We start from the raw sequence: 25,928 nt of genomic DNA, 5'->3' as shown, positions 1-25,928 counted from the left end.
GCAGCTTCGCATCAAGACGCTTGAACCCGCCCGCCCCCGAGTGACATGATCACATTGGGCAAGGGGCGTTGGTAGCGTGTTGGCAATTCAGGATTTCACGATTCTTCAACGGGCGTTGACATTGGGCGGGCTTGGCCCCGCGCTGCTGATCGGCGCTGCGGTCCACTCCCAGGACGCGCCGGAGAACCTCGTACCCCCCAGCTATCGCATCACGATGGGCGTGCCGCCTGCGCCGCGGCCTTTCCCCGTATCGCCTGCGCCCGCGCCGCTTCAATCCAGCATCCATGCACTCGCCCGCAATTTCGGCGGCGTGGTCGGCGTGTCGGTGCGCAGCCTCGACGCAGGCTGGCAGATCGATGCCAATGGCACGCGCCGCATGCCGCAACAGAGCGTGAGCAAGCTTTGGGTCGCGATGACCGTACTCGACGCGCGCGATCGCGGACGGCTGACGCTCGACGATCCGGTCACGCTGACGCGCGAGAATCTCACCGTCTTCCATCAGCCGATCGCAGCGCTGGTGGTCAAGAACGGCGTTTATCGGACCACGGTGCGCGAACTGCTGTTGCGCGCGATGCAGCAGAGCGACAACACCGCGAACGACCGGCTGCTCAACCTGGTCGGCGGCCCGGAGGCGGTTCGCGCGATGATCCGCGACAAGGGGCTTGGCGACATCCGCTTCGGCCCTGGCGAACGGCTGTTGCAGGCGCGGACCGCGGGGCTGCCCTGGAAGCCCGAATATTCGATGGGCCGCTCCTTCCAGCAGGCGCGCGCCGCGCTGGCGCCGAATGTGCGCCGTGCCGCGTTCGACGCCTATGTCGCCGATCCGATCGACGGCGCGGCGCCCGCCGCGATCGCGCTGGCGCTGGCGCGGCTCAAGGCGGGAGAAATCCTGTCGCCGTCGTCGACCCGGTGGCTGATGACGGTCATGGAAGCCTCGCGCACCGGCAAGTACCGGCTGCGCGGCGCCGTACCGCCGGGCTGGAGTTTCGGTCACAAGACCGGCACCGGCCAGGATCTGGCGGGGCGCACCGCAGGCTATAACGATGTCGGCATCCTCACCGCACCGGACGGCAAGGCCTATTCGATCGCGGTGATGATCGGCGACACGCCGCGCCCGATCAAGGAACGGCAGGAACTGATGCAGGGCGTGGTCGCCGCAGTCGTCGCCCAACACCGCTGAGTTCGAGCGCAAGCGCCGGGAAGCCGCGTGGGCGACCGGAGGCTAGACGCCCCCGCATGACCTTTACCCCTGCACGCCACGACTGGCCCGCCATCGAAGCCGCGCTCGACCGCCAGGGCTGGGCCTTGCTCCCCGGATTGCTGGCGCCCGACGCCTGTGTCGGCCTTGCTGCCAGCTATGATCAGGCGCCCCTGTTCCGCAGCACGGTGACGATGGCGCGGCACGGCTTCGGGCGCGGCGAATATCGCTACTTCGCCTATCCGCTGCCACCGCTGGTGTCGGCGCTACGCACCGCGCTCTATCCGCACCTCGCGCCGATCGCCAATCGCTGGCATGCGCGGATGGGGCTCGATCGGCGTTTCCCGGAGTCGCATGGCGCGTTCCTGGCCGAATGCCATGCCGGCGGACAGACGCGGCCGACCCCGTTGCTGCTGCGCTACGGGCCGGGCGACTATAATTGCCTGCATCAGGACCTTTATGGCGAGCACGTCTTCCCGCTTCAGGCCGCGGTGCTGCTGTCCGCGCCCGGCACCGATTTCGAGGGCGGCGAGCTGGTGCTGACCGAGCAGCGTCCCCGGATGCAGTCGCGCGTTGCGGTGGTTCCGCTGACACAGGGCGACGCAGTCGTGTTCGCGGTCAACCAGCGACCGGTGCGCGGCAGCCGCGGCGACTATCGCGTGACGATGCGGCACGGCGTCAGTGCGATCCGCCACGGACAGCGGCACACGATGGGGATCATCTTCCACGATGCGCACTAGGTCGTGGACCCATAAACGGCCGCTTTCGGCACTAGGGCCGAATGTCCGAAAGGGAGTGGTTAGCTGCCATTCATTCCCGGCTGGCGAGCGTTCCTGTAGCGTCGTCGCGCCTGAACGAACGCCCACACGTCTTTCAGTCCATCATAAAGAAAGTAGCTGCCAAAAAGGGCTCCGAGCGCGATCTTGGTTCCATGTCCCACGACAGCGCCGAAATACACTCCGAAGAAAAAGAGCGGAGCAGCAACAAGACTTATCCAAGGACCTAATCCAAGCTTGGGAGCATCGTCAGCCATACATCATCGTGGCGGGATTGCTGCTTGTCCGCAATGGGGTCGTTTGTCGCCGGGCAGCTTTCGGCGCGGCGTCGTTACCATCGAACGGCTCGAAATGGGGTGGGAAGCTGTCACCAGTGGTCGGGCTTGGGCTGCACCCATATGCGCGGCACATTGTATTTCTCGGCCCAGCGGCGAGCGGCCTCAATCGCGCTGTCTAAACTGCAGTCATTCTCGGCAAGCGAGACATAAATCACGCTTTCGCCGGAACCCTTAATCGCAGCGCCCGTCCCGAAGAACCGGCCGTCATCGCTCGCCTCTACGATGAGCCACGGGTCGTCATCGCCCATTTCTGGCATCTGCTCGCCGGAAGCTAAATGTATAAGTTCAGTCACTGTGCCATTCTGGCGTTTTGGCGGATGACCGCAACGGGTCGCTTCCGGACAGGCCGCTTTTATGAGTCTACGGTCTAGATGATGAGCCGGTGACGCAACAGATTGAGCGGATCAAACGACAATCGAAAAGGTTTGAGACGCCCGCTGCTTGGGCTATCGCTCCCCCATGCCCCATCTCTATCTGGTCGACGGCTCCGGCTATATCTTCCGCGCCTATCACCGGCTGCCCCCGCTGACCAACAAGCATGGCGAGCCCGTGGGCGCCGTCTATGGCTACACCACCATGCTGTGGAAGCTCGCCGACGAGCTGCACAAGGCCGACGGCCCCACGCACATGGCGGTGATCCTCGACAAGAGCGAGCACACCTTCCGCAACGAGATGTACGATCAGTACAAGGCGCACCGTCCCCCGGCGCCCGAGGACCTCGTCCCCCAGTTCCCGATGATCCGCGACGCGACACGCGCCTTCAGCCTGCCGTGCATCGAGGAAGCCGGATGGGAAGCCGACGATCTGATCGCGTCCTACACCAAAGCCGCGCTGGCGCAGGGCTGGCAGGTCACCATCGTCAGCTCCGACAAGGATCTGATGCAGCTGATGACCGACCCGTCGGTCGATATGCTCGACACGATGAACAACCGCCGCCTGGGGCCGAAGGATACCGAAGAGAAATTCGGTGTCCTCCCCGAAAAGCTCGGTGAGGTTCTGGCGCTGATGGGCGACAGCGTCGACAACGTGCCCGGCGTCAAGGGCATCGGCCCCAAGACCGCTGCCAAGCTGATCCAGGAGTTCGGCACGGTCGATGCAGTGCTGGAGGCGGCACCATCGATGAAGCCGTCCAAGATGCGCGACAATCTGATCGAATATGCCGATATGGCGCGCCTCAGCCGCAAGCTGGTCGAGCTTGCCAGCGACGTGCCTCTCCCCGACCCGCTGGACGAGCTCGAGCTCAAGGGCATTCCCGACGCGCCGCTGCGCGCCTTTCTCGAGCATCATGGGTTCAAAACCTTGCTCTCGCGCCTAGGTGGCGGCGCAAGCGTTGCCGACGCGCCAGTCGCCAGTCCCGAGCCGGTGCCAATGCCCGACGACCCGCCCTGCGACCACGACGGATATGAGACGGTGGTGGACGAAGCGGCGCTCGAACGCTGGATTCTCGCCGCGAAGCATCAGGGCTGGGTTGCGATCGACACCGAGACAACCGGGGTCGATGCCACCCGCGCCGAGCTGGTCGGAGTCAGCATGGCGCTCGAACCCAACCGCGCCTGCTACATCCCGGTCGGCCATGGCGGCACAGATATGTTCGCCGAAAAGCCGGTTCAGCTCGACCGCAACCTGGTGATCGCCAAGCTGAAACCGCTGCTCGAGGACCCGTCGGTCCTCAAGATCGGTCACAACATCAAATACGATCTGATCGTGCTGTCGCGTGCCGGCATCGACGTTGCCCCTTATGACGACACGATCGTGATGAGTTTCGACCTCGATGCCGGACTCCACGGCCACGGGATGGATGAGCTGGCAGCGACGCACCTCTCCCACACCTGTATCGCCTACAAGGACGTGGTCGGGTCCGGAAAGAAGCAGCTCGGCTTCCAGGAAGTCGATCTCAAGGCCGCAACCCGTTACGCCGCCGAGGATGCTGACGTCACGCTGCGGCTGTGGCGGCGCCTCAAGCCACGCCTGCCGTTCGAGGGATCGACCCGGGTCTATGAGATGGTGGACCGCCCGCTCGCGCGCGTCATCGCCGACATGGAACTGGCCGGGGTCAAGGTCGATGCTGGGGTGCTGGCGAAGCTTTCCGACGACTTCTCCCGCCAGATTGCCGCACTGGAAGAAGAAATCCACGGCATCGCCGGGTTCAAATTCACCATCGGCAGCCCCAAGCAGCTCGGCGATGTCCTCTTCGACAAGATGGGGATCAAGGGCGGGCGCAAGGGTAAGTCGGGCGTCTATTCGACCGACGTCAACGAGCTGGAGCGGATCGCCGCGGACAAGGATTCGCCGGGGCGGGAGATGGTGCTGAAGGTGCTCGACTGGCGCCAGCTGACCAAGCTCAAATCGACCTATACCGATGCGCTGCAGGCGCAGATCAATCCGGCGACGGGCCGCGTCCATACCAGCTATTCGCTGACCGGGGCGCAGACCGGACGACTGTCATCGACCGATCCAAATCTCCAGAACATCCCGGTGCGGACCGAGGTCGGGCGCCAGATCCGCGACGCCTTCGTCGCCGAGCCGGGCAACGTCATCCTCAGCGCCGACTATTCGCAGATCGAGTTGCGGCTGGCGGCACACATCGCCGACGTGCCCCAGCTGCGCGAGGCGTTCGAACGCGGCGACGACATCCACAACATGACCGCGACCGAGCTGTTCGGCGAGGTCAACCGCGACACCCGCGGCCGCGCCAAGACGATCAACTTCGCGATCCTCTACGGCATCAGCCGCTGGGGTCTCGCCGGCCGGCTCGACGTCACCCCGGACGAGGCGCAGGCGATGATCGACCGCTATTTCGAGCGGTTCCCCGGCATCAGCCGCTACATCGCCGACACGCTGAACGATGCGAAGGCGCGCGGCTATACGCAGACGCTGTTCGGCCGGAAGACGCACTTCCCGCGCCTCAAATCGGCCACCCAGCACGAGCGTGCAGGCAGCGAACGCGCTGCGATCAACGCGCCGATCCAGGGCACCAGCGCGGACATCATCAAGCGCGCGATGGCGCGGATGGGCCCGGCGCTGCGGGACGCCGGACTGGAGAACGTCAGGATGCTGATGCAGGTCCATGACGAACTGGTCTTCGAGCTGCCCGCAGGCGATGTCGAAGCGGCAACACCGGTCATCCGCGGGGTGATGGAGAGCGCGGCGGAACCCGCCGTCACGCTCAGTGTGCCGCTGGGGGTCGAGATCGGCACAGGCCCAAGCTGGGGCGCGGCGCATTGACGATGGATATTTCGTTCGTTTCGGGGGAAACCGGTAACGGCATGGTGACAGGAGAGGCTTCGCGACACGGCGTTGCGCGCTCGAACGGAGTTCGCGCGTGACGTCCGACGCACGCCCCGCCCCCTCAAGCGCGCCTTCCGACGACATCGCGGCGCTCGCCAAGGGCGGGCGCACCAACATCTTCGGGTTCGTCCTGCGGCTCGCCGCGCGGCTGCCCTTCCTGTTCATCGCCGGGCGTCTGTACGGCCCCGAGATCGTCGGACGGTTTGCGCTCGCCGTCGTCGTGGTCGAGCTGGCGGCATTGCTCGCGACCCTGGGTCTCAAGCGCGGGCTGGCGCAGGCGCTCGCCTCGACCGAGCGGCCGCATGCCCATGTCGTGTGGGACGGTATGGTGGTCGCCTTCGTGGTCTCGATGATCGCAAGCGCGGTGCTCTTCACCTTCCCGCAGATCATGTACGCCAACAGCCAGGTGACGGGGCTTGAGGGGTTGCTGCCAGTTATCGTCTTCGCGATCGCCTGGTCCGACGTCAGCCTCGCCGCGCTCGCCTATCGCGGCAATGTGAAGGCCGCGGTGACCGCGCGGGCGATCGTAGAGCCTTGGACGATCAGCATCGCGGCCTGGGCGCTTTACTACGCCTCGCCGCGCGATGGTCTGATCATCGCCTATGTGCTGTCGATGGCCGCCGCCCTGATCGCCAGCCTGATCCCCTTCATCCGCAGCTATGGCCTGCCGCATGGCTGGTCGCCGCATGTGACCCCGCTGCTCCAGCTTGCCCGGCGCAACGTGCCGCTGGCGGGCGCGGACGCGATCGAATGGGGTACGCGCAACATCGATCGCTTCATCCTCGGCCTGCTGTTCCCCCCGGCGATCGTCGGCATCTATTACATGGCGCAGCAGGTCGCCTCGATCCCGCAAAAGCTCAAGACCAGCTTCGATCCGATCCTGGGACCGGTGATCGCGCGCAACCTCGCCGCCGGAAATCGCGTCGCGATCGCGCATCAGGTGAAGCAGGTCGCATTCTGGATCATCACCGCACAGGCGGCGTTGCTGCTGATGGGCGGCATTCCTGCCGAGGGCGTGATGGGCGTGGTCGGCCCGCAATTCGTCGCGGGCGCGGGCGCGCTGTGCTTCCTTCTCGCCGCCGAAATGTTCGCCTCGCCAGGGGCCGTCGCCGAAGCGGGCCTCGTCTATATGGCGCGGCACCGCAACCTGATGGTTTCGATGTTGCTGCTTGGCTTTCAGGCCGCGCTAAGCTTCGCGCTGGTCTTCATCATGCGCGACCTCGGCTGGGACGTGAACTATCAGGCGGCAGGCCCGGCGGTGGCGCTTGCGGTCACGCTGGCGGCCGGATCGACGATCAAGTGCTGGATGTTGTCGCGGCTGACCAAGGCGTCGGTGTTCAGCCTGCGCCCCGGCTTCGTCGCCGCGGTCGCAGTGGCGGGAGTGGTCGGCTGGGCCTTCACCCAACTCCCGCCCCGCCTCGAATGGGTCGAACTGTCGGTCGGCGTGCCGGCCATCTTCGCTGCCTATTTCGCCGTGATCGGCAAATGGGCGTTCGGCGAGGAAGATCGCAAGCTGTTCAAGAAGCTGCCGAAGGAGGGCAGCGGGGCCTAAGCGATTTGGATATGGCGAATGCGATGACGGCCGGCCCCCGGGATGGGAGCGGAGCGGGCCGCCATTTCGTCAGTAGAGCCAGAGCGGCATCAATGCCGGAAGTGGCGCATCCCGGTGAACACCATCGCGAGGTCCGCTTCGTCGGCCGCGGCGATGACTTCCTCGTCGCGGATCGATCCGCCCGGCTGAATCACCGCCGTTGCGCCCGCCTCGACCGCGGCGAGCAGGCCGTCAGCAAAGGGGAAGAACGCGTCCGAGGCGACCGCCGAACCGATCGTGCGCGGCGTCGCCCAGCCCGCCTTGTCGGCGGCGTCCTTCGCCTTCCACGCGGCGATGCGCGCGGATTCGAGGCGGTTCATCTGGCCCGCGCCGACACCGGCGGTGCTGCCGTCCTTGGCATAGACGATCGCATTCGACTTGACGTGCTTGGCGACGGTCCAGGCGAACAGACAGTCGGCAAGCTCCTGCGCCGTGGGTTCGCGCTTGGTCACGACCTTGAGATCGGCGCGCGTGATGATGCCATTGTCGCGCGACTGGACCAGCGCTCCGCCCGCGATCGTCTTGAGCATCAGGCCGGGACGCGCCGGATCCGGCAGCGCATCGCAGATCAGCAGGCGCAGATTCTTCTTTGCTGCGAAGATCGCCTTCGCCTCGTCGCTCGCGCCCGGCGCGACGACGACTTCGGTGAAGATTTCGGTGATCGCCTTCGCCGTTTCGGCATCTAGCGGGCGGTTCAAGGCGATGATCCCGCCGAACGCCGACACCGAATCGCAGGCGAGCGCCGCCTTGTAGGCATCGGCCAGCGTGTCGGCGGTGGCGACACCGCATGGGTTGGCGTGCTTGACGATCACCACTGTGGGCGGGCCGTCGCGAAACTCACTGACCAGTTCGAGCGCGGCATCCGCGTCATTGTAATTATTGTAGCTCAGCTCCTTGCCCTGAAGCTGCTGCGCTTGTGCAATCCCGGCGGCAGCGGGGCCGGCGGGCAGATAGAGCGCGGCCGACTGGTGCGGGTTCTCGCCATAACGCAGTTCCTCGCCGCGCTTGAACACCAGCGGGAGCGTCGCCGGGAAGCGTTCGCCCTGATCGGCAAAGGCGAACCAGCTCGCGATCGCCGCATCATATTGCGCGGTCAGCGCATAGGCCTTGGCGGCGAAGCGGCGGCGGTCTTCCAGCGTCGTCTCACCCTTGGCCACCACATCATAATCGGCGGGATCGGTAACGATCGCGACATAGGCGTGATTCTTCGCGGCCGACCGCACCATCGACGGGCCGCCAATGTCGATATTCTCGATGATCTCGTCGCGGTCGGCGCCCTTGGCCACGGTCTGGGCGAAGGGGTAAAGGTTCACCACCACCAGGTCGATCATGCCGATCGCATGATCGACCGCCGATGCCATGTGCCCGGCATCCTCGCGCACCGCGAGCAGTCCGCCATGAACCACCGGATGCAGCGTCTTGACGCGCCCGTCCATCATCTCGGGAAAACCGGTGAGGTCGGAGATGTCGCGCACCTCAAGCCCCGCATCGCGCAGCGCCTTGGCGGTGCCACCGGTCGAGACCAGCTCGACGCCCCTGGCGGCGAGCGACTGCCCGAGTTCGATGATCCCGGTCTTGTCGGAGACCGAGAGAAGGGCGCGCTTGATTGTGATGCTGCTCATGGGCGCGCCCTTTAGGGAAGCCACCGCGGGCTGCAAACCCCTAACGCGCGCGGTGAAAGAGCCAGGAGACGCTGGTGCCCCCTGCCGGCGACTCCCCGGTTAGCACAAGCTGCTGGGTTTCCCTCGGAATCCCGCGTCCGTCGATCCACACGCTTTCCTCGATACCGAGCGTGGCACCATTGGCCCGAAACTGCCACGCCGCCCCCGATGGCGTGCGAAGCAGCGCGCCGGCGCCGTCGGCGGTGGGCGAGACCTGCACTCCCGGATGCAAATGGAAGCGGACCGCAAAGGGAATCGCCGCTGCCTTCCTGCGCCGCCCTGCGGGGATCAGATTGTCTTCGCCTCGGACGTCGCGCCCATCGGCACCAAGCGCGATGCGGCGGCGATGGATGACGCCGTGGCGGCGGACATAGCCGTCGTGGCTCGCCTCGATCCGGCTCGCGGTATCGGTTTCCTGGCGGCTGAGCTCCATCTCGCCCACCCCGCGGCCGAGCGTTCCGTCGGGATGGATCGCGGTCGAGTTGCTGTTGTCCACCACCAAGGTCGAATGCGCCGCAGTGGTCCGCAGCCCTTCGGCAAGCGCCGGCGGCAGCCGCAGATCGGCACCGCGCGCGCCGCCGCAGCTCACCACGATGCGGTCCGGACCATCGGAGAATTCGAACGCGAGGGTCGAAGCGCAACCACCCTCCATCACCCGCGCGACCGGCGGCGGTGCCGCATCCACGATCAACACGGTGCGCTGCTGGGCCAGCCGCTGATAGCCCCAGTCGAGCGCCTGGCGCAGCGGGCGGACGCGTGCGCCGGTCGCGGCGACGATTTCCGCCAGCGTATCACCATCGACGGGTATGCCGCCCTGCCAGCTCGCGAGGCCGCGATCACCATGACACACGCCGAGCAGCGCCGACACCATCTGGGCAAGCGCGCGGCTCTGGGCCTCGGGCGGGTCGAGCCGGCGTGCGGCATAGGTCTCCCGCAGCAGCGTGAGCAGCATGATCGCGTCGAGCAGGGCGGCGGGCGATCGCCCGCTGATCCCCCCATCCTCGCCGACCGATCCTGCCAGCGCCCGTGCAAGCCCCGCCTCGCCAAAGGCACGGCGCGGATCGCCGCCCGGGATCATCAGCCCGGCAACGAGCACCCCGCACCAGGCGGCGATGCGCGGCGCGCCCGGCGGCACCCGATCCGCAGTGCGATCGAGGTGCCGCGCGCCGCGCGCGAGCGTGTGAAGCACCCGCGAGCGGTACACGAGATCGGTGCTCGACAGGATCAGCGGCGCATGCGCGGTCCAGAAGAGGATCCGCCGTCCCCAGAGATCGGCGCGCCATGCCGGGTCGGTGACCTTGTCGGCATGGGCCTCCAGCCATTTGCGCATGAGCGCTTCGGCGACAGGCGCGGCACCGGCGCGGGTCGTCACTGTCGAAAGATCGCGCAGCCAGGCAAAGCTGTGGAGATAGTCGCCAAACGGCTTCGACCAGTTGGGCTTGGCCAGGTCGAGCGCGTCGATGGCATGGTTCTCACCACGAAAGGAGAGCTTGCCATCGAGCAGCGCGTTGCCGCGCGCCGGATCGCCTAGAAAGGGGTCGTCGGCAACCGCAATCAGCTTGAGCGGGTAGCGGCCCTTGAGCCGCAAACCGTGAAGCGGCGTGCGCCAGGCAAGGCGGTGAAAACGCTCGGACAGCCGGTCGGCAAGCGAGAGGCCGCGATCACCGCCGATCCGGATCAGCCGTCGTCCCTGCTCGATCCCGTCGGCTTCAGGCCCATCGACGGCGCGGTCGTCCTGCTGCGCCTTCACCCCGCGCGCAACGCCCGGATATTGTCGGCATAGGCCGACGCGCCGCCCTTGAACGCCGCGGTGCCTGCGACCAGCGCATCGGCACCGGCGGCGATGACGCGCGCGGCATTGTTCTGATCGACCCCGCCATCCACCTCCAGATCGATCTGGCGGCCGCTGGTGTCGATCTTGGCGCGTAGCACCGCGATCTTGGCCAGCTGGCTCTCGATGAACTTCTGCCCGCCGAAACCGGGGTTGACGCTCATCACCAGGATCAGATCGACCAGATCCATGACGTGATCGACGACATCGACCGGAGTCGCGGGGTTCAGCACGACGCCGGCGCGCTTGCCCAGCGCCTTGATCGTCTGAAGCGTGCGGTGAAGATGCGGCCCGCTTTCCGGGTGGACCGACAGGCAGTCGGCACCCGCCTCGGCAAAGGCTTCGAGCATCGGATCGACGGGTTCGATCATCAGATGGACGTCGAACGGCTTGGCGCTGTGCGGCCGCAGCGCCTTGATCACGGCCGGGCCGATCGTGATGTTGGGCACGAAATGCCCGTCCATCACATCGATGTGGATCCAGTCGGCGCCCGCCACGTCGATCGCGCGCACTTCCTCCCCCAATTTGGCGAAGTCGGCGGAGAGGATCGATGGGGCGATACGGACGGCGGTCATGTCAGCCCTTTAACACCTCATGAGTCGCCCGCAACACGCATGAGGCGCACCATGAAAAAGCCGTCGAGCCCGCCTTGTTCCACGAGCATACCGGGAAGTGTGCGTAACCAGCCGCGTTCATGCGCGACCAGCCCCTCAGGAAGTTCGTCCGGCAGCACCGGATCGATCGCGAATTCCGGGTGCCCGGCCAGGAAGCGCTCAATCTGATGCTCCCCCTCCTCGGGCTCGAGTGAGCAGGTGGCATAGACCATCAGCCCGCCCGGCCGCACCCAGCGCGCCGCTCGGGGAAGAAGCTGCGCCTGAAGCTCAGCCATCTCCGAGATCACGCGCGGACGAACGCGGTGGAGCACGTCGGGATGGCGGCGGAAGATGCCGGTGGCGCTGCATGGTGCATCGAGCAGCACGGCGTCGGCTTCGAACCCGGGCTCCCAGTTCATGAGATCGGCAGTGACGACCTTCGCCGAAAGGCCAGTGCGATCGAGATTTTCCAGAAGTCGCGCCAGACGACTTTCGGAGATGTCGACCGCGGTCACGTCCCATCCGGAAGCCGCCAGCTGAAGTGTCTTGCCGCCCGGCGCAGCGCACAGATCGAGCGCGCGCCCCGTTCCGCCGCCGAGTAGGCGCGCCGGAAGCGATGCGGCAAGGTCCTGCACCCACCATGCGCCTTCGGCATAACCGGGCAGCTCGGGAACGGAGGTATCGCCCGTGATGCGCAGATGGTTGGAAACCAGGCTTTCGCCATGCAGCTCAGCGACCTCGGCGCGCAAGGTGAGATCGAGCGGTGGCGGTGCCGCGATCGCGGCGGCGGCGGCATCGGCAACACGCTCGCCCCAATTGCCGGCAATGCGGGCATGGACCGGACCGGGCAGCGAGGGATGATCGGGTAGCACCGCGCCCTTGCGGTCGAGCGTGCCGAACACGCCATGGACCAGCTTGCGCGGGCCACCATCGACCAGAGGCAGCACGGTCGAGATCGCGGCATGCGGCGGCGTACCGAGGCGCAGCGCCTGAGCGAGCGCAATCCGCAGGGCGAAACGCGCCTTGGCGTCATCGGGCAGGCGATTGCGGGTCGCGCTGTCGATCAGCGCGTCGAGGTCGGAGAGCCAGCGCAGCACCTCGGCGGCAATGGCGTGGGCAAGGCCCCGATCGGGCGGGGGCAGACCCTTGGTCGACGCTTCCAGCGCCTGTTCGATGGCAAGGCCGCGGCGGAGCACGGCATCGAGCAGGCGAAGCGCCGCTCGCCGTGCCGGAACGCCGGGGGGATCAGAAGGAAAGCGGTGGTTCGAAGGCCGTGACATCAATCGCCCCTACGCCGTTTCCGGCGTCGGGGACAGCCGTCGATCATCCACGGCGATTGGGGTCGAGCGCGCTGGAGCGGCGCGGCGCCGGCTTGATCCCCAGCGCCGAAGGCCGCGCGGTTGACGAAACTGACGGAATCCGCGGGTTTTCACCGAAACTGTCAAGCGGCGCGCTCCGCCCCATCTCCTGCGCGATCGCCTCGAGTGCGGCGATGCGGTTGCCGGTGTCGGGGTGGGTCGAGAACAGGCTGTCGCCGCCAAGGCCGGGGACGATGTAGAGCTGCGCCGCGGCAGGCACGCGCTCGGCGACCGGATTCGGCACGGCCGCCGCACCGCGGGCGAGCTTGGCCAGCGCCGAGGCAAGCGCGCGCGGGTTGCCCGAAATCTCCGCGCCGCCGCGGTCCGCGCCATATTCGCGCGTGCGGCTGATCGCCATCTGGACGATCATCGCGGCAAAGGGTGCGACGATCACCGCGAGGATCGTCGCCAACATCGCCCCGCGATTGTCGCCGCCGCCACGGAAAAACAGGCCGAAATTGGCGAGCATCGAGATGGCACCAGCGATCGTCGCGACCATCGTCATGATCAGCGTGTCGCGATTGCGCACATGCGCCAGCTCGTGCGCCATCACGCCCGCGATCTCGTCACGATCGAGCATGTTCAGCAGGCCGGTAGTCGCCGCGACCGCCGCGTTCTGTGGATTGCGTCCTGTGGCGAAGGCGTTTGGGTGAGGTGAGTCGATGATATAGACCTTGGGCATCGGCAGCGCGGCGCGCTGCGCCAGCCCCGCGACGAGCTGGTAGAATTCGGGCGCACTGCTCGCATCGACCTGCTTGGCGCCGTGCATCGACAGCACGATCTTGTCGGCGTTCCAGTAGGTGAAGAGGTTCATCCCCACCGCGACCAGCAATGCGATGACCATTCCGCCACGCCCGCCAATGGCGAATCCCAATGCCATGAACAGCGCCGTCAGCGCTGCCAACAGCATCGTCGTCTTGAAACCGTTCACTTGGATTCGATCCTTTCAGCGCCCAATGTGGGGGATCGACGCCACCGCTGCAATCAGGACCCCTATCATGGGCAAGCGCCCCGACCATGTGAAACCGCCTGCCTATCTCTCCAAGAGCCCGCCCGTGCCGAAGCCCAAGCCGGGGACGAAGGCCGACAGCGATCCGCTCGGCGAGGACCCCACCCGCTATGGCGATTGGGAACGCAAGGGCATCGCCGTCGACTTCTAGTGCGGCATTCGCATCATCCCGCGGCGGGATCCGCCCGGCTCGCTGCGAAGATATCGCGGTCGATGAGGTTCATCTCATCCTCCACATCCTGTTCGAAGATCGCTTCGAACCGCTGCTGGCCGAGCTGTCCGGCGACCTCGACCAGATGATTGCGAAGCCGTGCGTCGATTTCCTCGGCGGTGATATCCGCGCGCTCGCCCATCGCGTCGAGTTCCGCGTCGAAATCGCGCCGCCGCGCCAGCAGATCGCCGAGCAGGTCGTTTCGATCCGTCAGAACACGCTGCGCACGTAAGGTGAAATCGTCGCCATCGTCGAACATCGCATCTACGCCGCTGCCTTCCAGGCAGGCGTCGAGCTTAGAAGCCCAGGCCGAATTGCGCCGGCCATATTGCCGGTAGAAATAGACGCTCTTGTAATAGCCGCGCGATCCCCGGACGCTGACCGGCGGCGCGTTCGCCGTAGCGGTGGCGTGAAGGACCTGGTTTGCGACCTGATGGCAAACGCCATGGATGCCGTAGAGCGACACCGTGCCGCGCGCCGCCGGGACTTTGACCGAATCCGCATTGGCCTGGACGACACAGCCGGCCAGCGGGAGCCGCCCGTCCCCCGTGACGATCAGGCCGTCGGCATGTTCCGGCGCGCCGCCTCGCGGATGGAAAGCGCCCCAGCACATCCACAAATGCTCGCCCGCCGACGCAACCTCTTCCAGCGATCCAGGTTGAACCTGACGATTGTCATAGGTCGTAACCCAGGTGTGGTCGGCCCATCTTCCGATCAGATTCGCGGGTTTCGCCCATGCGTGCAGCGTTACCATCCCAGCCCCTCTCTTTCGCCAGCGCCATACGGCATCGGGCGCGACGGCGAGTCAACCGACCGCCGACGCAGAGCATCAGAGCGCGTCGCGGATCTTGAGAACGGTGTTCCAGTTGCGCGCGGTATTGACCGGGTCCAACTTCGCCTTGGTCATCGCCGGATGCAGGGTCGAACGGCCCTGACCGTCGGGGAAGTCGATATAGAGTTCGCGGCCGATGACGCGCATCCGCTCGGGCCCTTCATGGCTTTCCGCGAGCCGTGCCACCGCTGCCGCATCGACCGGCTTGCGGTGGAAGGTGACGACCACGAAGCTCGGGCGGTCGCTGGTGGCTTCGGGGAAGGGGTCGGCGGTGGCAACCGCGGCCATCTCTTCCGGCGAGCGCACGAAAATCTCCGACTTGAGGCCCGTCGCCGCAAACAGCGCACCGTGAAGTGTCGCTTCGAGCGCGGCCGCATCCGCCTCGTCCGCGGTGAAGACGACATTGCCCGAGGCGAGCAGGGTCTTGACGTCAGTATACCCCAACCCTTCGACCGCGGCCTTCAGTTCCGCCGATTTGAGCTGGCGCTTGCCGAGATTGATCCCGCGCAACATCGCCGCCCATCTCATACATGCTCCTCCCGCAGCGGGCGGCTGAGCAGCGCATCGACGACCTGACCAACCGGCGTACCTTCAAGCAATGCGCACACCGCCTGGGTTACCGGCATGTCGACTCCGGCAGCTCTGGCGGCCTCGCGCAAGACCGGCGCGGTTGCCGCGCCTTCAGCGACGGTGCGGCGGTCGGCGAGCAGTTCGGCGGCGCTCTTTCCTTGCCCCAGACCCACGCCAAGTGAGAAGTTACGGGAATTGATCGAAGAGCAGGTGAGGACGAGATCGCCTAGGCCGGACAACCCCGCCAGCGTCTCCGGCCGGCCGCCGCGTGCCACGCCGAAGCGCGTCATCTCGGCAAAGCCACGCGCGATCAGCGCGGCGCGGGCGTTGAGGCCAAGACCCGCGCCCTCGACCACGCCGCAAGCGATGGCGAGGACGTTCTTGACCGCACCGCCGATCTCGGCACCCGCCACGTCCGATGAGCCATAGGTGCGGAAGGCTGGGCCCGCGAGCCGCTCGGCGAGCCGCTCGCGCAAACTGTCGTCCTCGCAGGCGAGCGTGACGGCGGTGGGAAGCCCCTTGGCCACCTCATGCGCGAAGGTCGGACCAGACAGGACCGCAACCGGCGCGTCGGGGTGCAATTCGCGCGCGACTTCGGCGACGAGCTTCTGCGTGCCGGCCTCGATCCCCTTGGCACACAGCACCAGCGGGCGGCACTCGACGGGGACCTGGGTCAGGACCGAGCGAAGGAACTGTGCGGGCACGACAACCAGCAGCGCCTCAGCATCCGCGAGATCGGCAAGGTCTCCGGTGGCGCGGATCGAAGGAGAGAGAGGAACGCCCGGGAGGAACAGGCTGTTTTCGTGGCGAGCATTGACTGACGTCGTGACGTCATCCTCGCGCGCCCATAACGTGACCGGTTCACCGCCCCGCGCCGCGACCTGTGCGAGCGCTGTGCCCCACGCGCCACCGCCGATGACTGCGATCTTCATGCCTTCACCCCCGCTCCCCGTACCCTCTCCGCATCCGGATCGAGCGGCCAGCGCGGGCGCGCGGGCAGGTCGAGCGGATCGGTGAAGCCGAGCGAGAACCGCTCGACCCCGGCCCAGGCAATCATGGCCGCATTGTCGGTGCAGAGCCAGAGCGGCGGCGCGATGAAGGGCAGATCATGCTCCGTCGCCAGCATCGTGAGTGCCGAACGAACGGCGGTGTTGGCGGCAACCCCGCCCGCGACGACCAGAGCCGTCGCTTGCGGCGTCTTGTCCAGCGCGATGCGGGTACGATCGACCAGGCAATCGACCACCGCCTGCTGGAACGAGGCGGCGAGATCGGCGGGGGCGAACTTGCCGACTTTGCGCGCGACGTCGCTCTTGAGACCGGCGAAGGAGAAATGAGGCTCGCCCGATCCGACCAGCGGGCGGGGAAGGGGGACGGAACGGGGATCGCCCTCCAGTGCCGCGCGCTCGACCGCGGGACCGCCGGGGAAGCCGAGATTCAGCAGCTTGGCCGTCTTGTCGAATGCCTCGCCCGCAGCATCGTCGATCGTGGTGGCGAGGCGGCGATAGCGGCCGACGCCCTCGACCAGCAGCAGCTGGCAATGCCCGCCCGAGACGAGCAGCAGCAGATAGGGGAAGGCGAGGTCCGGTTCGGCCAGGCGCGGCGAGAGCGCATGCCCCTCGAGATGATTGACCGCGACCAGCGGCTTGTTCGCGGCATGCGCCAGCGCCTTGCCGGTGACGAGGCCCACCATGACGCCCCCGATCAGGCCCGGCCCGGCGGTGGCGGCGATCGCATCGACATCGGCGAGGGTGACCTTCGCCTCATCGAGCGCCGCCTCGATCAGCGGACCGAGCGCCTCGACATGCGCGCGCGCGGCGATTTCGGGCACCACGCCGCCGAACGGGCGATGCGCCTCGTCCTGCCGGGCGAGGCGGTGGGACAGGATCGTGCGGTCGCCACGCACCAGCGCGGCGGCAGTTTCGTCACAACTCGATTCGAGGCCGAGGATCAGCATCACGCCGATCTAGGGAGTCGCTGGCCGATTGTCGAAGGGGCCCCGTGTCGTCGATCACGGTATTGGATTGCGGCTCGGGCAGCGCGATCCGCGCACGAACCGCACCGCACAGGCATTTGCCTTCGAGCTTCGTCGCATCGGTCATCGCGACCCTCTGCGCTGTTCCGGCCGGCACAGCGCGCCGGGAACAGGACGGGAAGCTCAGCCGGCAGTGGCGATCGCCGCTGCGACCCGCGCCTCCGAATCGGCATGTTGCACCCAGAAATCGCGCACCGGATCGCCGCCCAGCAGCCCCACCAGCACTGCGAGGTGCGAATGCCAGCCGCCGCCGAAATCGGCCATCGGTGCCGGGCCGGTGATGCCGCTATGCGTCAGGGTGAGGCGCGTGCGGCCACCGCCGGCATCGGCCAGTTCGAAGCGCGCGACACCTTCCTTGCCCTCGTCCCAGCTGATCGCGAAAACGTGCGGCGGGTCGAACTCGATCACCTTCTCGCGCCCCACCGCGCCCTTCCATTTGGCGTATTCGGGCGGATAGGGGGCCTGGTCGGCCGACAGCTCGTCATGGTTGAACACCAGCTCGACCGTCTCGCCGAAGCCGATCGCGTCGGTTCCGCCCGAGAACCATTGGCGGCGCAGGTCCGCTTGCGTGAGATAGCGCCACACCGTTGCCGGATCGGCGTCGAGCACACGCACCATCCGGAAGGTATCCGGGGCGAGGATTTCCATGTCGGCGAGGGTAGCGGTCATCGGGGTCACTCCGTGATGCGGGCGAGGCTGGCGAGGATCATCGTCCAGCCGCCGCGCGTCTGATCTTCATAGGCGGCCCATTGCGGGTCCATTTCGTGGGTGAGGGTGAGGGTGCAGCCCGTCGCGGTCGGCACGATGGCAATGCTGACCCGAGTCCATTCGCCATCCTCCGCAGGATCGGCGGCGAACAGGAAGACGAGCCGGGCGGGGCGATCGATCACCTCGAACCGGAGGCGGTGGACGGCATCGCCCTGTGTGCGCCGCTCGACGATGTGCGCGGTGCCGCCGACGCGGGCATCGATCTCCACCGTCCGCATCTCGCCCTCCGGCGTCGCGAACAGGAAGCGTCGCGCCTGCGCCGGATCGAGCCAGGCGTCGAACACACGCTCGGGCGAGGCCGCGAAGTCGCGGCGGATCGTAAGAATGACGGGCCCGCTCATCGGTCGCTGCCCCGCTCGTCGACCACCGGCACGAAGCCACCATAGATCATGCGCCGCGAGTCGAAGATGTCCCTTTCTCCGGGCAAGGGCTCGAGACGCGGGTCGGCCGCAGCCGTTTCATTGCCCCGGTCGCGTGCCTCCTTCGACGGCCATTCGATGAAGGAGAAGACGATGGTTTCGTCCTCTCCGGCCTGTGCCGCGCGATAGAAATCGGTGATCTCGCCCCTGGCGACGTCGTCTCCCCAATTCTCGACCGCGCGCAGCGCGCCATGCTCGACGAAGATCTTGCCGACGCGCGAGGCCATCGCGCGGAACCGTTCGCGATTGGCTGTAGGCACGGCGAGTATGAAGCCGTCGATATAGGTCATCGGGAACCGCCCTTCGGTTCGGAGCGAAGCAAGGCTTCGAGATTGTCGAGGCGAGTGTTCCAGAAGCCGCTCCACTGCTCGAGCCATCGGTTTGCCTCGGCGAGCGGCTCCGGACGGAGCGCGCAGATCTGGGCACGCCCGGCCTTGCGGCGCGTGACGAGACCGGCGCGCTCAAGCACCTGAACATGCTTGGAGGCGCCCGCGAAGCTCATCGCATAGGGCTGGGCCAGTTCGCCGATGCTCTTTTCGCCGAGCGCGAGGCTCGCCAGCATTCCCCGGCGCGTCGGATCGGCGAGGGCATGGAACGTCATGTCGAGTCGTTCAACCATGTGGTTGAATTACGACTTGCTCCGACAATTGTCAACCGATCGGTTTAACTTCTTGCAAGCACCGCATCGGCGACGAAGGGGTTGGTGCGGCGTTCCTGGGCGAAATTGCTCGGCTGGCCATGGCCGGGGACGAAGACGGTGTCGCCGCCCAGCGGCCACAGCTTGCCGGTGATTGCGTCGAGCAGGTCCTGATGATTGCCCATCGGGAAATCGGTGCGGCCGATCGACCCCTGAAAGATCACGTCGCCGACGATGGCGAGCTTCGACGGCGCGTGGTGGAACACGACATGGCCCGGCGTGTGGCCGGGGCAGTGATAGACGTCGAGCGTCAAGTTGCCGACGGTGACGGTATCGCCATCGACCAGCCAGCGATCGGGTTCGAACGGCTTGCCGTCGATGCCGTACTTGCGGCCATCGTCGTCGAGGCGACTGATCCAGAAGCGATCGGCCTCGTGCGGGCCCTCGATCGGCACGCCCAGTTCCTTCGCCAGCATCCCCGCCTGGCCACAATGATCGATATGGCCGTGGGTGATCAGCAGCTTCTCGATCGTGACGCCATGCTGCTGCGCCGCCGCCTTGAGCCGGTCGAGGTCGCCACCGGGATCGGTGAAGGCACCGCGCATGGTTTCGGTACACCAGAGAAGGGTGCTGTTCTGCTGGAGCGGCGTGACCGGCACGATCGCGGCGCGAAGCGGAGGGGTGGAAGCCGTGTTCATCGCCCGTGGAGATAGGCGGAGCGGCGGAGGGCGGCAACAGAGGGTTGCGGCGCGGCGCGCGGGATTGCAATGCGGGCCGATGCTTGGACCGGCTCCTTTCGTGCTGCTCGACGATGCCCGGCCGGATGGCGCCGATGCGCGGCTGTATCGCGATCCGGTGCGGATCGTGACGGCGCAAACACCGCAAGAGGTGCAGCCCGCACTCGATGCACTGGATGCCGCATGTGCGGAGGGCCTGCATGCGGCAGGACATCTCGCCTATGAGGCAGGCCATGCGCTCGAGCCCAGGCTCCGCGCCCGCCATTCTTCGTCTCCGCTGCTCTGGTTCGGGCTGTTCGAGGGGTTCGAGACCATTGCGACTGATGACGTCATCGCGCTGTTGCCCGACCCGAGAGGGGCCTGGATCGGCCGGCCGCAGCCCGGGATCATGCGCGCCGCCTATGACGCCGCCTTCGCCCGCGTACACGACTGGATCGAGGCGGGGGATATCTATCAGGCCAATCTGAGCTTCCGGGCATCGGTACGCATGCTGGGCGATCCGCTGGCCGCCTATGCCGCGATCCGGGCGCGCGCGGCGGCGGGCTATGGCGGGATCGTCTGGACGGGCGACGACTGGCTGCTGTCCTTCTCGCCCGAGCTGTTCTTCGCGCTGCGCGATGGCGAGTTGATTGCGCGACCGATGAAGGGGACCACACCGCGCGGTGCCACCCCCGAGGAGGACGAGGCCGCCAGGGCAACGCTGGCAACCGACGCCAAGCAGCGCGCCGAGAATCTGATGATCGTCGATCTGATGCGCAACGACCTCACGCGCATCGCGGCGCCGGGAAGCGTCCGCGTGCCAGAGTTGTTCAAGGTCGAGACCTATCCGACCCTGCACACGATGGTCTCGACCGTTTCGGCCCGGCTCGCGGATGGAACCGGCATCGCCGACGTGCTGGCCGCGACCTTCCCCTGCGGTTCGATCACCGGCGCTCCCAAGATCCGCGCGATGGAGGTGATCGACGCGGTCGAACCGGATGCGCGAGGGCCTTACACCGGCTCGATCGGGCGCATCGATCCAAACGGAGATGCCGCCTTCAACGTCGCGATCCGCACGCTGCACTTGCCTCGCGTCAGCGAAACCGCGAGCATCGGCCTGGGATCGGGCGTGGTCGCGGATTCACGCGCGGGGGAAGAATGGGACGAGTGCCTGGCCAAGGGCGCGTTCCTGACACGGGGGCAGCGGCAGGTGGACCTCATTGAAACGATGGCGTTCGACCCCAGGGAAGGCATTCCGCTGCTCGAACGGCATCTGGCGCGGATGAAGGCGAGCGCGCAGGCGCTGGGCTTCGCCTTCGACCGGCACGCCGCGCGCAACGAGCTTCAGGCGGCAACCTTCCGCCTGCGCGCGCCTTCACGGGTGCGCCTGCTGCTCTCGCGCAACGGCAATGTCGCGATCGGCACAGCGCCGATGCCCGCCGCACCGGACGGGCCGGTCTCGGTCGCCATCCGCGCGCGCCAGGTTGCGCCGCGCGACTTTCGCCTCGCCCATAAGACCAGCGACCGCAGCGTCTATCCCCGCAGCGCAGGCGCGTTCGAGACGCTCTATGTCGATGCCGAAGGGTATCTGACCGAGGGCAGCTTCACCTCCATCTTCGTCGAGCGAAACGGCCGGTTGCTCACCCCGCCACTGGCCCGGGGCGCGCTTCCGGGGGTGCTGCGCGCCGAGTTGATCGACACCGGCCGCGCGGCCGAAGCGGAGCTCACGCCCGCAGACCTCGGCAACGGATTCTTCATCGGCAACGCGCTGCGCGGACTGGTTTCCGCGGTTACGGTTGCGGAGGAGGCACCGGCGGACCTATAGGGCGCGCGTTTCCCCTCCATACAGGCGACCGCCCATGCAGACTTCCGCCGCGCTCAACCGTATCCAGCCTTCCGCTACGCTCGCCATGACGAGCCGCGTATTCGAGCTGAAACGGCAGGGCATCGACGTGATTGGTCTGGGCGCGGGCGAGCCCGATTTCGACACGCCCGACTTCGTCAAGGAAGCTGCGATCGAGGCGATCCGCAAGGGCATCACCAAATACACCAATGTCGATGGCACGCCCGAGCTCAAGGCCGCGATCGTGGGCAAGTTCGCCCGCGACAACGGCCTCACCTATGCCGAGAACCAGATCAGCGTGAACTCGGGCGGCAAGCACACGCTGTTCAACGCCTTCTGCGCGACGATCGACGCGGGTGACGAGGTCGTCATTCCCGCACCCTATTGGGTAAGCTATCCCGATGTGGTCGAGTTCGCGGGCGGCAAGCCGGTGTTCATCGCCGCGGGCGCCGAGGCGAATTACAAGATCAAGCCCGAGCAGCTTGAGGCCGCGATCACCGCCAGGACCAAGTGGGTCGTGCTCAACTCGCCGTCCAATCCCACCGGCGCCGCGTACAGCGCCGCGGAACTGAAAGCGCTGGGCGAGGTGCTCGAGCGGCATCCGAATGTGCTGATCTATGCCGACGATATGTACGAGCATATCCTGTACGACGGCTTCGAATTCGCGACGATCGCGCAAGTCTGCCCGTCGCTCTACGAGCGCACGCTGACCGCCAACGGCGTGTCAAAGGCCTATGCGATGACCGGCTGGCGCATCGGCTATGCCGGCGGCCCGCAGTGGCTGATCAAGGCGATGGGCAAGCTCCAGTCGCAGTCGACCAGCAACCCGTGCAGCGTGTCGCAAGCCGCGTCGGTGGCGGCGCTCAACGGCGACCAGTCGTTCCTCAAGGATCGCGCTGCAGCCTTCCAGAAGCGCCGCGACCTCGTCGTGTCGATGCTCGGCCAGATCAACGGCATGAACTGCCCGCGGCCCGAGGGCGCCTTCTACGTCTATCCCGAATTCAGCCAGCTGATCGGCAAGACCACGCCCAAGGGTCTGGTGATCGACACCGACGAGACGATGGTCGGCTACCTGCTCGACGACGCCAAGGTCGCGGCGGTGCATGGCGGCGCGTTCGGTTTCTCACCCGCGCTGCGCATCAGCTACGCGACGAGCGAGGACGTGCTGGCCGAGGCATGCGGCCGTATCCAGGAAGCCTGTGCCGCACTGCGCTGAGTTTTTCCGGCAAGGCCTGAAACCTTTTCGGCTTCCTGAACGAATGGGTGAACAAGCCGGCCAGCGCATGTTCATCCCGGCCAAGTAGAACTTCTCTTGGATTCAAGGGCGGAGACCCCATCTCCGCTCCAACCCAAGACAAAGGGCAATGTGATGCTTACGGTTTTGAAGTCGCAGTTCCTGCGGCGTGTTCTGGCCGGGTTCTCGCTCGGTGCGATCGGTATGGTCGCGCTCAATATCGAGCGCGTGACGGCGACCCCGTTCTTCTGATGCGGGCGGCAGCCCTCGGCCTTGCCGGACTGGCGAGCCTGGGCTTCATGTCGGCTGCGGGACTCGTCCCGCCGATCCCATCCGCCAAAGCCGAGAAGGCGGTCGCGATTCCCCCCTCCACCATCGACGTCGCGCCCGCAGCGGGCGATCAGGTCGCGGTTCTTGCCGGGGGCTGTTTCTGGGGCGTCGAGGCTGTGTTCGAACAGGTGAAGGGCGTCCGCGCCGTCACCAGCGGCTATGCCGGCGGCACCAAGGCAACCGCGACCTACCAACAGGTTTCCACCGAACGCACCGGCCATGCCGAAGCGGTACGCATCGTCTATGATCCGCGTCGGGTAAGCTATGCCACGCTGCTCCGCATCTACTTCGCGGTCGCGCACGATCCTACCCAGCTCAACCGGCAGGGTCCCGATACAGGCCCGAGCTACCGTTCGGCGATCTTCCCGCAAAATCCGGGACAGGTACGCGTTGCCCGCGCCTATATCGACCAGCTCGGCAAGGCGGGGATCTACGGCAAGCCGATCGTGACGACCGTCGAACAGGGCCAGTTCTATCTCGCCGAGGCGCAGCACCAGGACTTTGCCCGCCGTAACCCCAACCACCCCTATATCGTCCGCTGGGACAAGCCGAAGGTCGCGGCGTTCCGCGCCGCCTTCCCTTCGCTCGCGCGCTAGACGATCCCGAGCTCCGCCAGCTTCCCCGCCAGTTCGGGCGGAAGTGACGCCATGTCGCCGGTGCCAAGATCGGGCGGCGCATCGCTGCCTTCGAGATAGCGCCAGCCCTGATGCGCGCGCTTGGGGCGCGGCTGGACCAGGATCAGTTCAGGCGCGAGATGGATCGCCACGCGCCCGCCTTCAGCCTCACCGAAGCGCAGGATGGGCGAGCGTCCGACCAGCTGATGCTTGATGATCCAGAACAACGAACCGCCCTCGGCTCCCTCGGAGGCGATTTCCTCATGCCGCTTGGGCAGATAGCGCGTCGTCAGGAACGCCGTCGGGCCATGCGCCGCACGCAGCGCCAGACGCTCGCGCAGATAGTCGATGCTGTCGCACCCATAGGCGACCTTGGTGAGATGAAGCGGCACGCTTCCCATCTGGGCGCAAGCCGCGTGCGGTTCAACCGGCCAATCAGCCGGTAAGACCGCTCGCGCTGGCCAGGCCGAGGAAGACGAGGAAGCCCATCGAATCGGTGGTCATCGTCACGAACACCGACGAGGCAACCGCCGGATCCGCACGGAACCGGGCGAGGGTGAGCGGCACCAGCACCCCTGCGCAGCCGGCGATGACGATGTTCGCAAGCATCGCGGTGGCGATCACCCCGCCGAGCAACGGATTCTGGAAGACGAGACCGACGCCGCTGCCCAGAACCGCGGCGATGGTGACTCCGTTGAGCAGGGCAACCTTAATCTCGCGCCGGATCGCACGCATGGTGTTGGACTGGGTGAGCTGGTTGGTGGCGAGTGCGCGCACTGTCACCGCCATCGTCTGCGTGCCGGCATTGCCGCCGACGCCGGCGACGATCGGCATCAGCGCGGCGAGCGTCACCATCTTGGCGATCGTACCTTCGAACATGCCGATGATCGTCGCGGCGACCATCGCCGTACCGAGATTGGCGATCAGCCAGCGCACGCGCACCTTGTACGAATCGACCACGGGTTCGTTGATGTCGCCCTCGCCCGCACCCGACAGCAACAGCGCGTCCTCGCCCGCTTCCTCGGAGATGATGTGGACGACGTCGTCCACCGTAATCATGCCGACCAGACGGCCGCTGTCATCGATCACCGCGGCGGAGATCAGCGCGTATTTCTGGAAGATCAGCGCGACTTCTTCCTGATCCATCCCAACCGGGATCAGTGTCTGCTCGCGTTTCATGACGTCACCCATCGCCACCGAGCGCGGGGTACGCAGGATCCACGACAAGGCACAGGTGCCGACCGGCTTGTGCCCGGGATCGACCACGAAGATTTCCCAGAAGTCGGTCGCCAGCTCCTCCTCGCCGCGGAGGTAATCGAGCACGTCGCCGACGGTCCAATGCTCAGGCACCGCGATCAGCTCGCGCTGCATCAGGCGACCGGCGGATTCCTCGGGATAGGAAAGCGCTTCCTCGATCGCCGCGCGATCGTCCGGGTCGAGGGCACGCAGCACCGCGCGCTGATCCTCTTCCTCCATGTCCTCGATGATCGCGACGGCGTCGTCGGTATCGAGTTCGGCGGCGATGTCCGCGACCTCGTGCGGATCGAGCGCTTCGATCAGCTCGTCGCGCACCCAGTCGTTCATCTCGGCGAGCACGTCGCCGTCGATGAGGCCCGCAATGGCCGCGGCGAGCGGCTGGCGCTGCTCGGCCGGGGTCAGTTCGACCAGATCGGCGATGTCTGCCGGGTGGAGCGGCTCGACCTTCTCGCGCACCGCCTCGACATCGCCGGCCTCGACCAGATCGAGCACGGTGCGCACGAAATCGCGGCTGAGATGCTCGTGCGAATCGCGGGCTACGGAATCCGGCGCGGTGGTCTCGGTCTCGTCGGTCATCGAGCCTTCCCCTGCTTCGCGCCTGCCCTCCCTCTAACGCGCTCGAATCCCGCTGCCAATCCGCAGCGGCGCCGGTTTGACGGAGAGAGACGGCGCGTGTCCGGCCGGGCATGCCCCCGGCATGATGCAGCAGCACAGGGCGCTGTTGCCGGATCCCGGACCGGCGCGATCCTGTCGAAACCCACGCCGGCGATTTGCAACGGCGCGTGGGAGTGCCTAGTTGACGCGCCCCCATTTTATTTTCGG

26 protein-coding genes are annotated in these 25,928 nt (G+C 66.6%); 8 read left to right on the top strand and 18 right to left on the bottom strand.

Annotated features, from left to right (window positions below):
• Positions 1–79: 79 nt before the first annotated feature.
• Both BDW16_RS11075 and BDW16_RS11070 read left to right on the top strand, forming a co-directional pair.
• Positions 80–1,180 carry a serine hydrolase gene (locus BDW16_RS11075; RefSeq protein ID WP_241214115.1) on the top strand — a complete coding sequence of 367 codons (1,101 nt, stop codon included), beginning with the start codon at positions 80–82 and terminating at the stop codon, positions 1,178–1,180.
• A gap of 56 nt (positions 1,181–1,236) precedes the next feature.
• Positions 1,237–1,938 carry a 2OG-Fe(II) oxygenase gene (locus BDW16_RS11070; protein ID WP_066578264.1) on the top strand — a complete coding sequence of 234 codons (702 nt, stop codon included), beginning with the start codon at positions 1,237–1,239 and terminating at the stop codon, positions 1,936–1,938.
• Between the two features lie 59 nt (positions 1,939–1,997).
• Here the strand turns inward: BDW16_RS11070 and BDW16_RS21105 are convergent, their stop codons facing one another.
• Positions 1,998–2,231: a hypothetical protein gene (locus BDW16_RS21105; RefSeq protein ID WP_125958769.1), complete on the bottom strand. Its 234-nt coding sequence runs from the start codon at positions 2,229–2,231 to the stop codon at positions 1,998–2,000.
• Between the two features lie 110 nt (positions 2,232–2,341).
• Complete coding sequence (locus BDW16_RS11065; protein WP_066578262.1) at positions 2,342–2,560, bottom strand: hypothetical protein; 219 nt, start codon at positions 2,558–2,560, stop codon at positions 2,342–2,344.
• A 211-nt stretch (positions 2,561–2,771) separates the two neighbouring features.
• Between BDW16_RS11065 and polA the strand changes: the two genes are divergently transcribed.
• Together polA and BDW16_RS11055 are read left to right on the top strand one after the other, a co-directional pair.
• A complete protein-coding gene (gene polA / locus BDW16_RS11060; protein ID WP_066578257.1) occupies positions 2,772–5,537 on the top strand; it encodes a DNA polymerase I in 2,766 nt (921 codons plus the stop codon).
• A gap of 97 nt (positions 5,538–5,634) precedes the next feature.
• On the top strand, positions 5,635–7,152 hold the full coding sequence (locus tag BDW16_RS11055) for a lipopolysaccharide biosynthesis protein (RefSeq protein ID WP_066578254.1): 1,518 nt from the start codon (positions 5,635–5,637) through the stop codon (positions 7,150–7,152).
• An 89-nt stretch (positions 7,153–7,241) separates the two neighbouring features.
• Here the strand turns inward: BDW16_RS11055 and purH are convergent, their stop codons facing one another.
• Genes purH through htpX form a run of 5 tightly spaced genes read right to left on the bottom strand, consistent with a single transcriptional unit; the run spans position 7,242 to position 13,565 of the window.
• A complete protein-coding gene (gene purH, locus BDW16_RS11050) occupies positions 7,242–8,813 on the bottom strand; it encodes a bifunctional phosphoribosylaminoimidazolecarboxamide formyltransferase/IMP cyclohydrolase (RefSeq protein ID WP_066578247.1) in 1,572 nt (523 codons plus the stop codon).
• Between the two features lie 40 nt (positions 8,814–8,853).
• Positions 8,854–10,602, bottom strand: a complete 1,749-nt coding sequence (locus tag BDW16_RS11045) for a heparinase II/III family protein (RefSeq protein ID WP_066578244.1) — start codon at positions 10,600–10,602, stop codon at positions 8,854–8,856.
• On the bottom strand, positions 10,599–11,258 hold the full coding sequence (gene rpe, locus BDW16_RS11040; protein WP_066578238.1) for a ribulose-phosphate 3-epimerase: 660 nt from the start codon (positions 11,256–11,258) through the stop codon (positions 10,599–10,601). Before rpe ends, BDW16_RS11045 begins: the two co-directional genes overlap by 4 nt.
• Before the next feature lie 17 nt (positions 11,259–11,275).
• Positions 11,276–12,556, bottom strand: a complete 1,281-nt coding sequence (locus tag BDW16_RS11035; RefSeq protein WP_066578235.1) for an RsmB/NOP family class I SAM-dependent RNA methyltransferase — start codon at positions 12,554–12,556, stop codon at positions 11,276–11,278.
• Positions 12,557–12,599: 43 nt separating this feature from the next.
• Positions 12,600–13,565 carry a zinc metalloprotease HtpX gene (htpX, locus tag BDW16_RS11030; RefSeq protein ID WP_066578230.1) on the bottom strand — a complete coding sequence of 322 codons (966 nt, stop codon included), beginning with the start codon at positions 13,563–13,565 and terminating at the stop codon, positions 12,600–12,602.
• Positions 13,566–13,632: 67 nt separating this feature from the next.
• Here htpX and BDW16_RS11025 point away from each other — a divergent pair, with 67 nt between their 5' ends.
• Positions 13,633–13,794 carry a DUF1674 domain-containing protein gene (locus BDW16_RS11025; protein WP_083954300.1) on the top strand — a complete coding sequence of 54 codons (162 nt, stop codon included), beginning with the start codon at positions 13,633–13,635 and terminating at the stop codon, positions 13,792–13,794.
• A gap of 13 nt (positions 13,795–13,807) precedes the next feature.
• On the opposite strand, the gene BDW16_RS11020 is transcribed toward BDW16_RS11025, so the two are convergent.
• The 9 genes from BDW16_RS11020 to BDW16_RS10980 form a co-directional block, all read right to left on the bottom strand.
• The gene (locus BDW16_RS11020; RefSeq protein ID WP_066578227.1) at positions 13,808–14,608 is read right to left on the bottom strand and encodes a hypothetical protein; all 801 of its coding nucleotides are present in this window, start codon (positions 14,606–14,608) and stop codon (positions 13,808–13,810) included.
• 75 nt (positions 14,609–14,683) lie between these two features.
• The gene (locus tag BDW16_RS11015) at positions 14,684–15,214 is read right to left on the bottom strand and encodes a DUF1697 domain-containing protein (protein ID WP_083954299.1); all 531 of its coding nucleotides are present in this window, start codon (positions 15,212–15,214) and stop codon (positions 14,684–14,686) included.
• Positions 15,211–16,188, bottom strand: coding sequence for an NAD(P)H-dependent glycerol-3-phosphate dehydrogenase (locus tag BDW16_RS11010; RefSeq protein WP_066578221.1), 978 nt, complete (start codon positions 16,186–16,188; stop codon positions 15,211–15,213). The genes BDW16_RS11015 and BDW16_RS11010 overlap by 4 nt, the downstream gene beginning before the upstream one ends.
• Positions 16,185–17,213, bottom strand: a complete 1,029-nt coding sequence (gene tsaD, locus BDW16_RS11005; protein WP_066578218.1) for a tRNA (adenosine(37)-N6)-threonylcarbamoyltransferase complex transferase subunit TsaD — start codon at positions 17,211–17,213, stop codon at positions 16,185–16,187. The genes BDW16_RS11010 and tsaD overlap by 4 nt, the downstream gene beginning before the upstream one ends.
• Before the next feature lie 198 nt (positions 17,214–17,411).
• Positions 17,412–17,957: an SRPBCC family protein gene (locus tag BDW16_RS11000; protein ID WP_066578215.1), complete on the bottom strand. Its 546-nt coding sequence runs from the start codon at positions 17,955–17,957 to the stop codon at positions 17,412–17,414.
• 5 nt (positions 17,958–17,962) lie between these two features.
• The gene (locus BDW16_RS10995; protein ID WP_066578212.1) at positions 17,963–18,397 is read right to left on the bottom strand and encodes an SRPBCC family protein; all 435 of its coding nucleotides are present in this window, start codon (positions 18,395–18,397) and stop codon (positions 17,963–17,965) included.
• Positions 18,394–18,765 (bottom strand): DUF1428 domain-containing protein, encoded by a 372-nt coding sequence (locus BDW16_RS10990; RefSeq protein ID WP_066578210.1) that lies wholly within the window; start codon positions 18,763–18,765, stop codon positions 18,394–18,396. The genes BDW16_RS10995 and BDW16_RS10990 overlap by 4 nt, the downstream gene beginning before the upstream one ends.
• Complete coding sequence (locus tag BDW16_RS10985; protein ID WP_066578208.1) at positions 18,762–19,094, bottom strand: ArsR/SmtB family transcription factor; 333 nt, start codon at positions 19,092–19,094, stop codon at positions 18,762–18,764. Before BDW16_RS10985 ends, BDW16_RS10990 begins: the two co-directional genes overlap by 4 nt.
• Positions 19,095–19,138: 44 nt before the next feature.
• Positions 19,139–19,810, bottom strand: coding sequence for an MBL fold metallo-hydrolase (locus tag BDW16_RS10980; RefSeq protein WP_066578206.1), 672 nt, complete (start codon positions 19,808–19,810; stop codon positions 19,139–19,141).
• Positions 19,811–19,889: 79 nt separating this feature from the next.
• Here BDW16_RS10980 and pabB point away from each other — a divergent pair, with 79 nt between their 5' ends.
• The 3 genes from pabB (at position 19,890) to msrA (ending at position 23,831) form a co-directional block, all read left to right on the top strand.
• A complete protein-coding gene (pabB, locus tag BDW16_RS10975; RefSeq protein WP_066578204.1) occupies positions 19,890–21,653 on the top strand; it encodes an aminodeoxychorismate synthase component I in 1,764 nt (587 codons plus the stop codon).
• A gap of 34 nt (positions 21,654–21,687) precedes the next feature.
• On the top strand, positions 21,688–22,887 hold the full coding sequence (locus BDW16_RS10970; RefSeq protein ID WP_066578202.1) for a pyridoxal phosphate-dependent aminotransferase: 1,200 nt from the start codon (positions 21,688–21,690) through the stop codon (positions 22,885–22,887).
• A 317-nt stretch (positions 22,888–23,204) separates the two neighbouring features.
• On the top strand, positions 23,205–23,831 hold the full coding sequence (msrA, locus tag BDW16_RS10965; RefSeq protein WP_066578378.1) for a peptide-methionine (S)-S-oxide reductase MsrA: 627 nt from the start codon (positions 23,205–23,207) through the stop codon (positions 23,829–23,831).
• On the opposite strand, the gene BDW16_RS10960 is transcribed toward msrA, so the two are convergent.
• Positions 23,828–24,250 carry a DUF1489 family protein gene (locus BDW16_RS10960; protein WP_066578199.1) on the bottom strand — a complete coding sequence of 141 codons (423 nt, stop codon included), beginning with the start codon at positions 24,248–24,250 and terminating at the stop codon, positions 23,828–23,830. The two genes, msrA and BDW16_RS10960, sit on opposite strands and share 4 nt — an antisense overlap.
• Before the next feature lie 34 nt (positions 24,251–24,284).
• A complete protein-coding gene (gene mgtE / locus BDW16_RS10955; RefSeq protein WP_066578197.1) occupies positions 24,285–25,682 on the bottom strand; it encodes a magnesium transporter in 1,398 nt (465 codons plus the stop codon).
• Between the last annotated feature and the right edge of the window lie 246 nt (positions 25,683–25,928).

The sequence above is a fragment of the Sphingomonas koreensis genome (genome assembly GCF_002797435.1).
GTDB classification, from domain to species: domain Bacteria; phylum Pseudomonadota; class Alphaproteobacteria; order Sphingomonadales; family Sphingomonadaceae; genus Sphingomonas; species Sphingomonas koreensis.
Note: the sequence above shows the minus strand (reverse complement) of the source record. Positions and strands in the feature narration are given on the sequence as shown.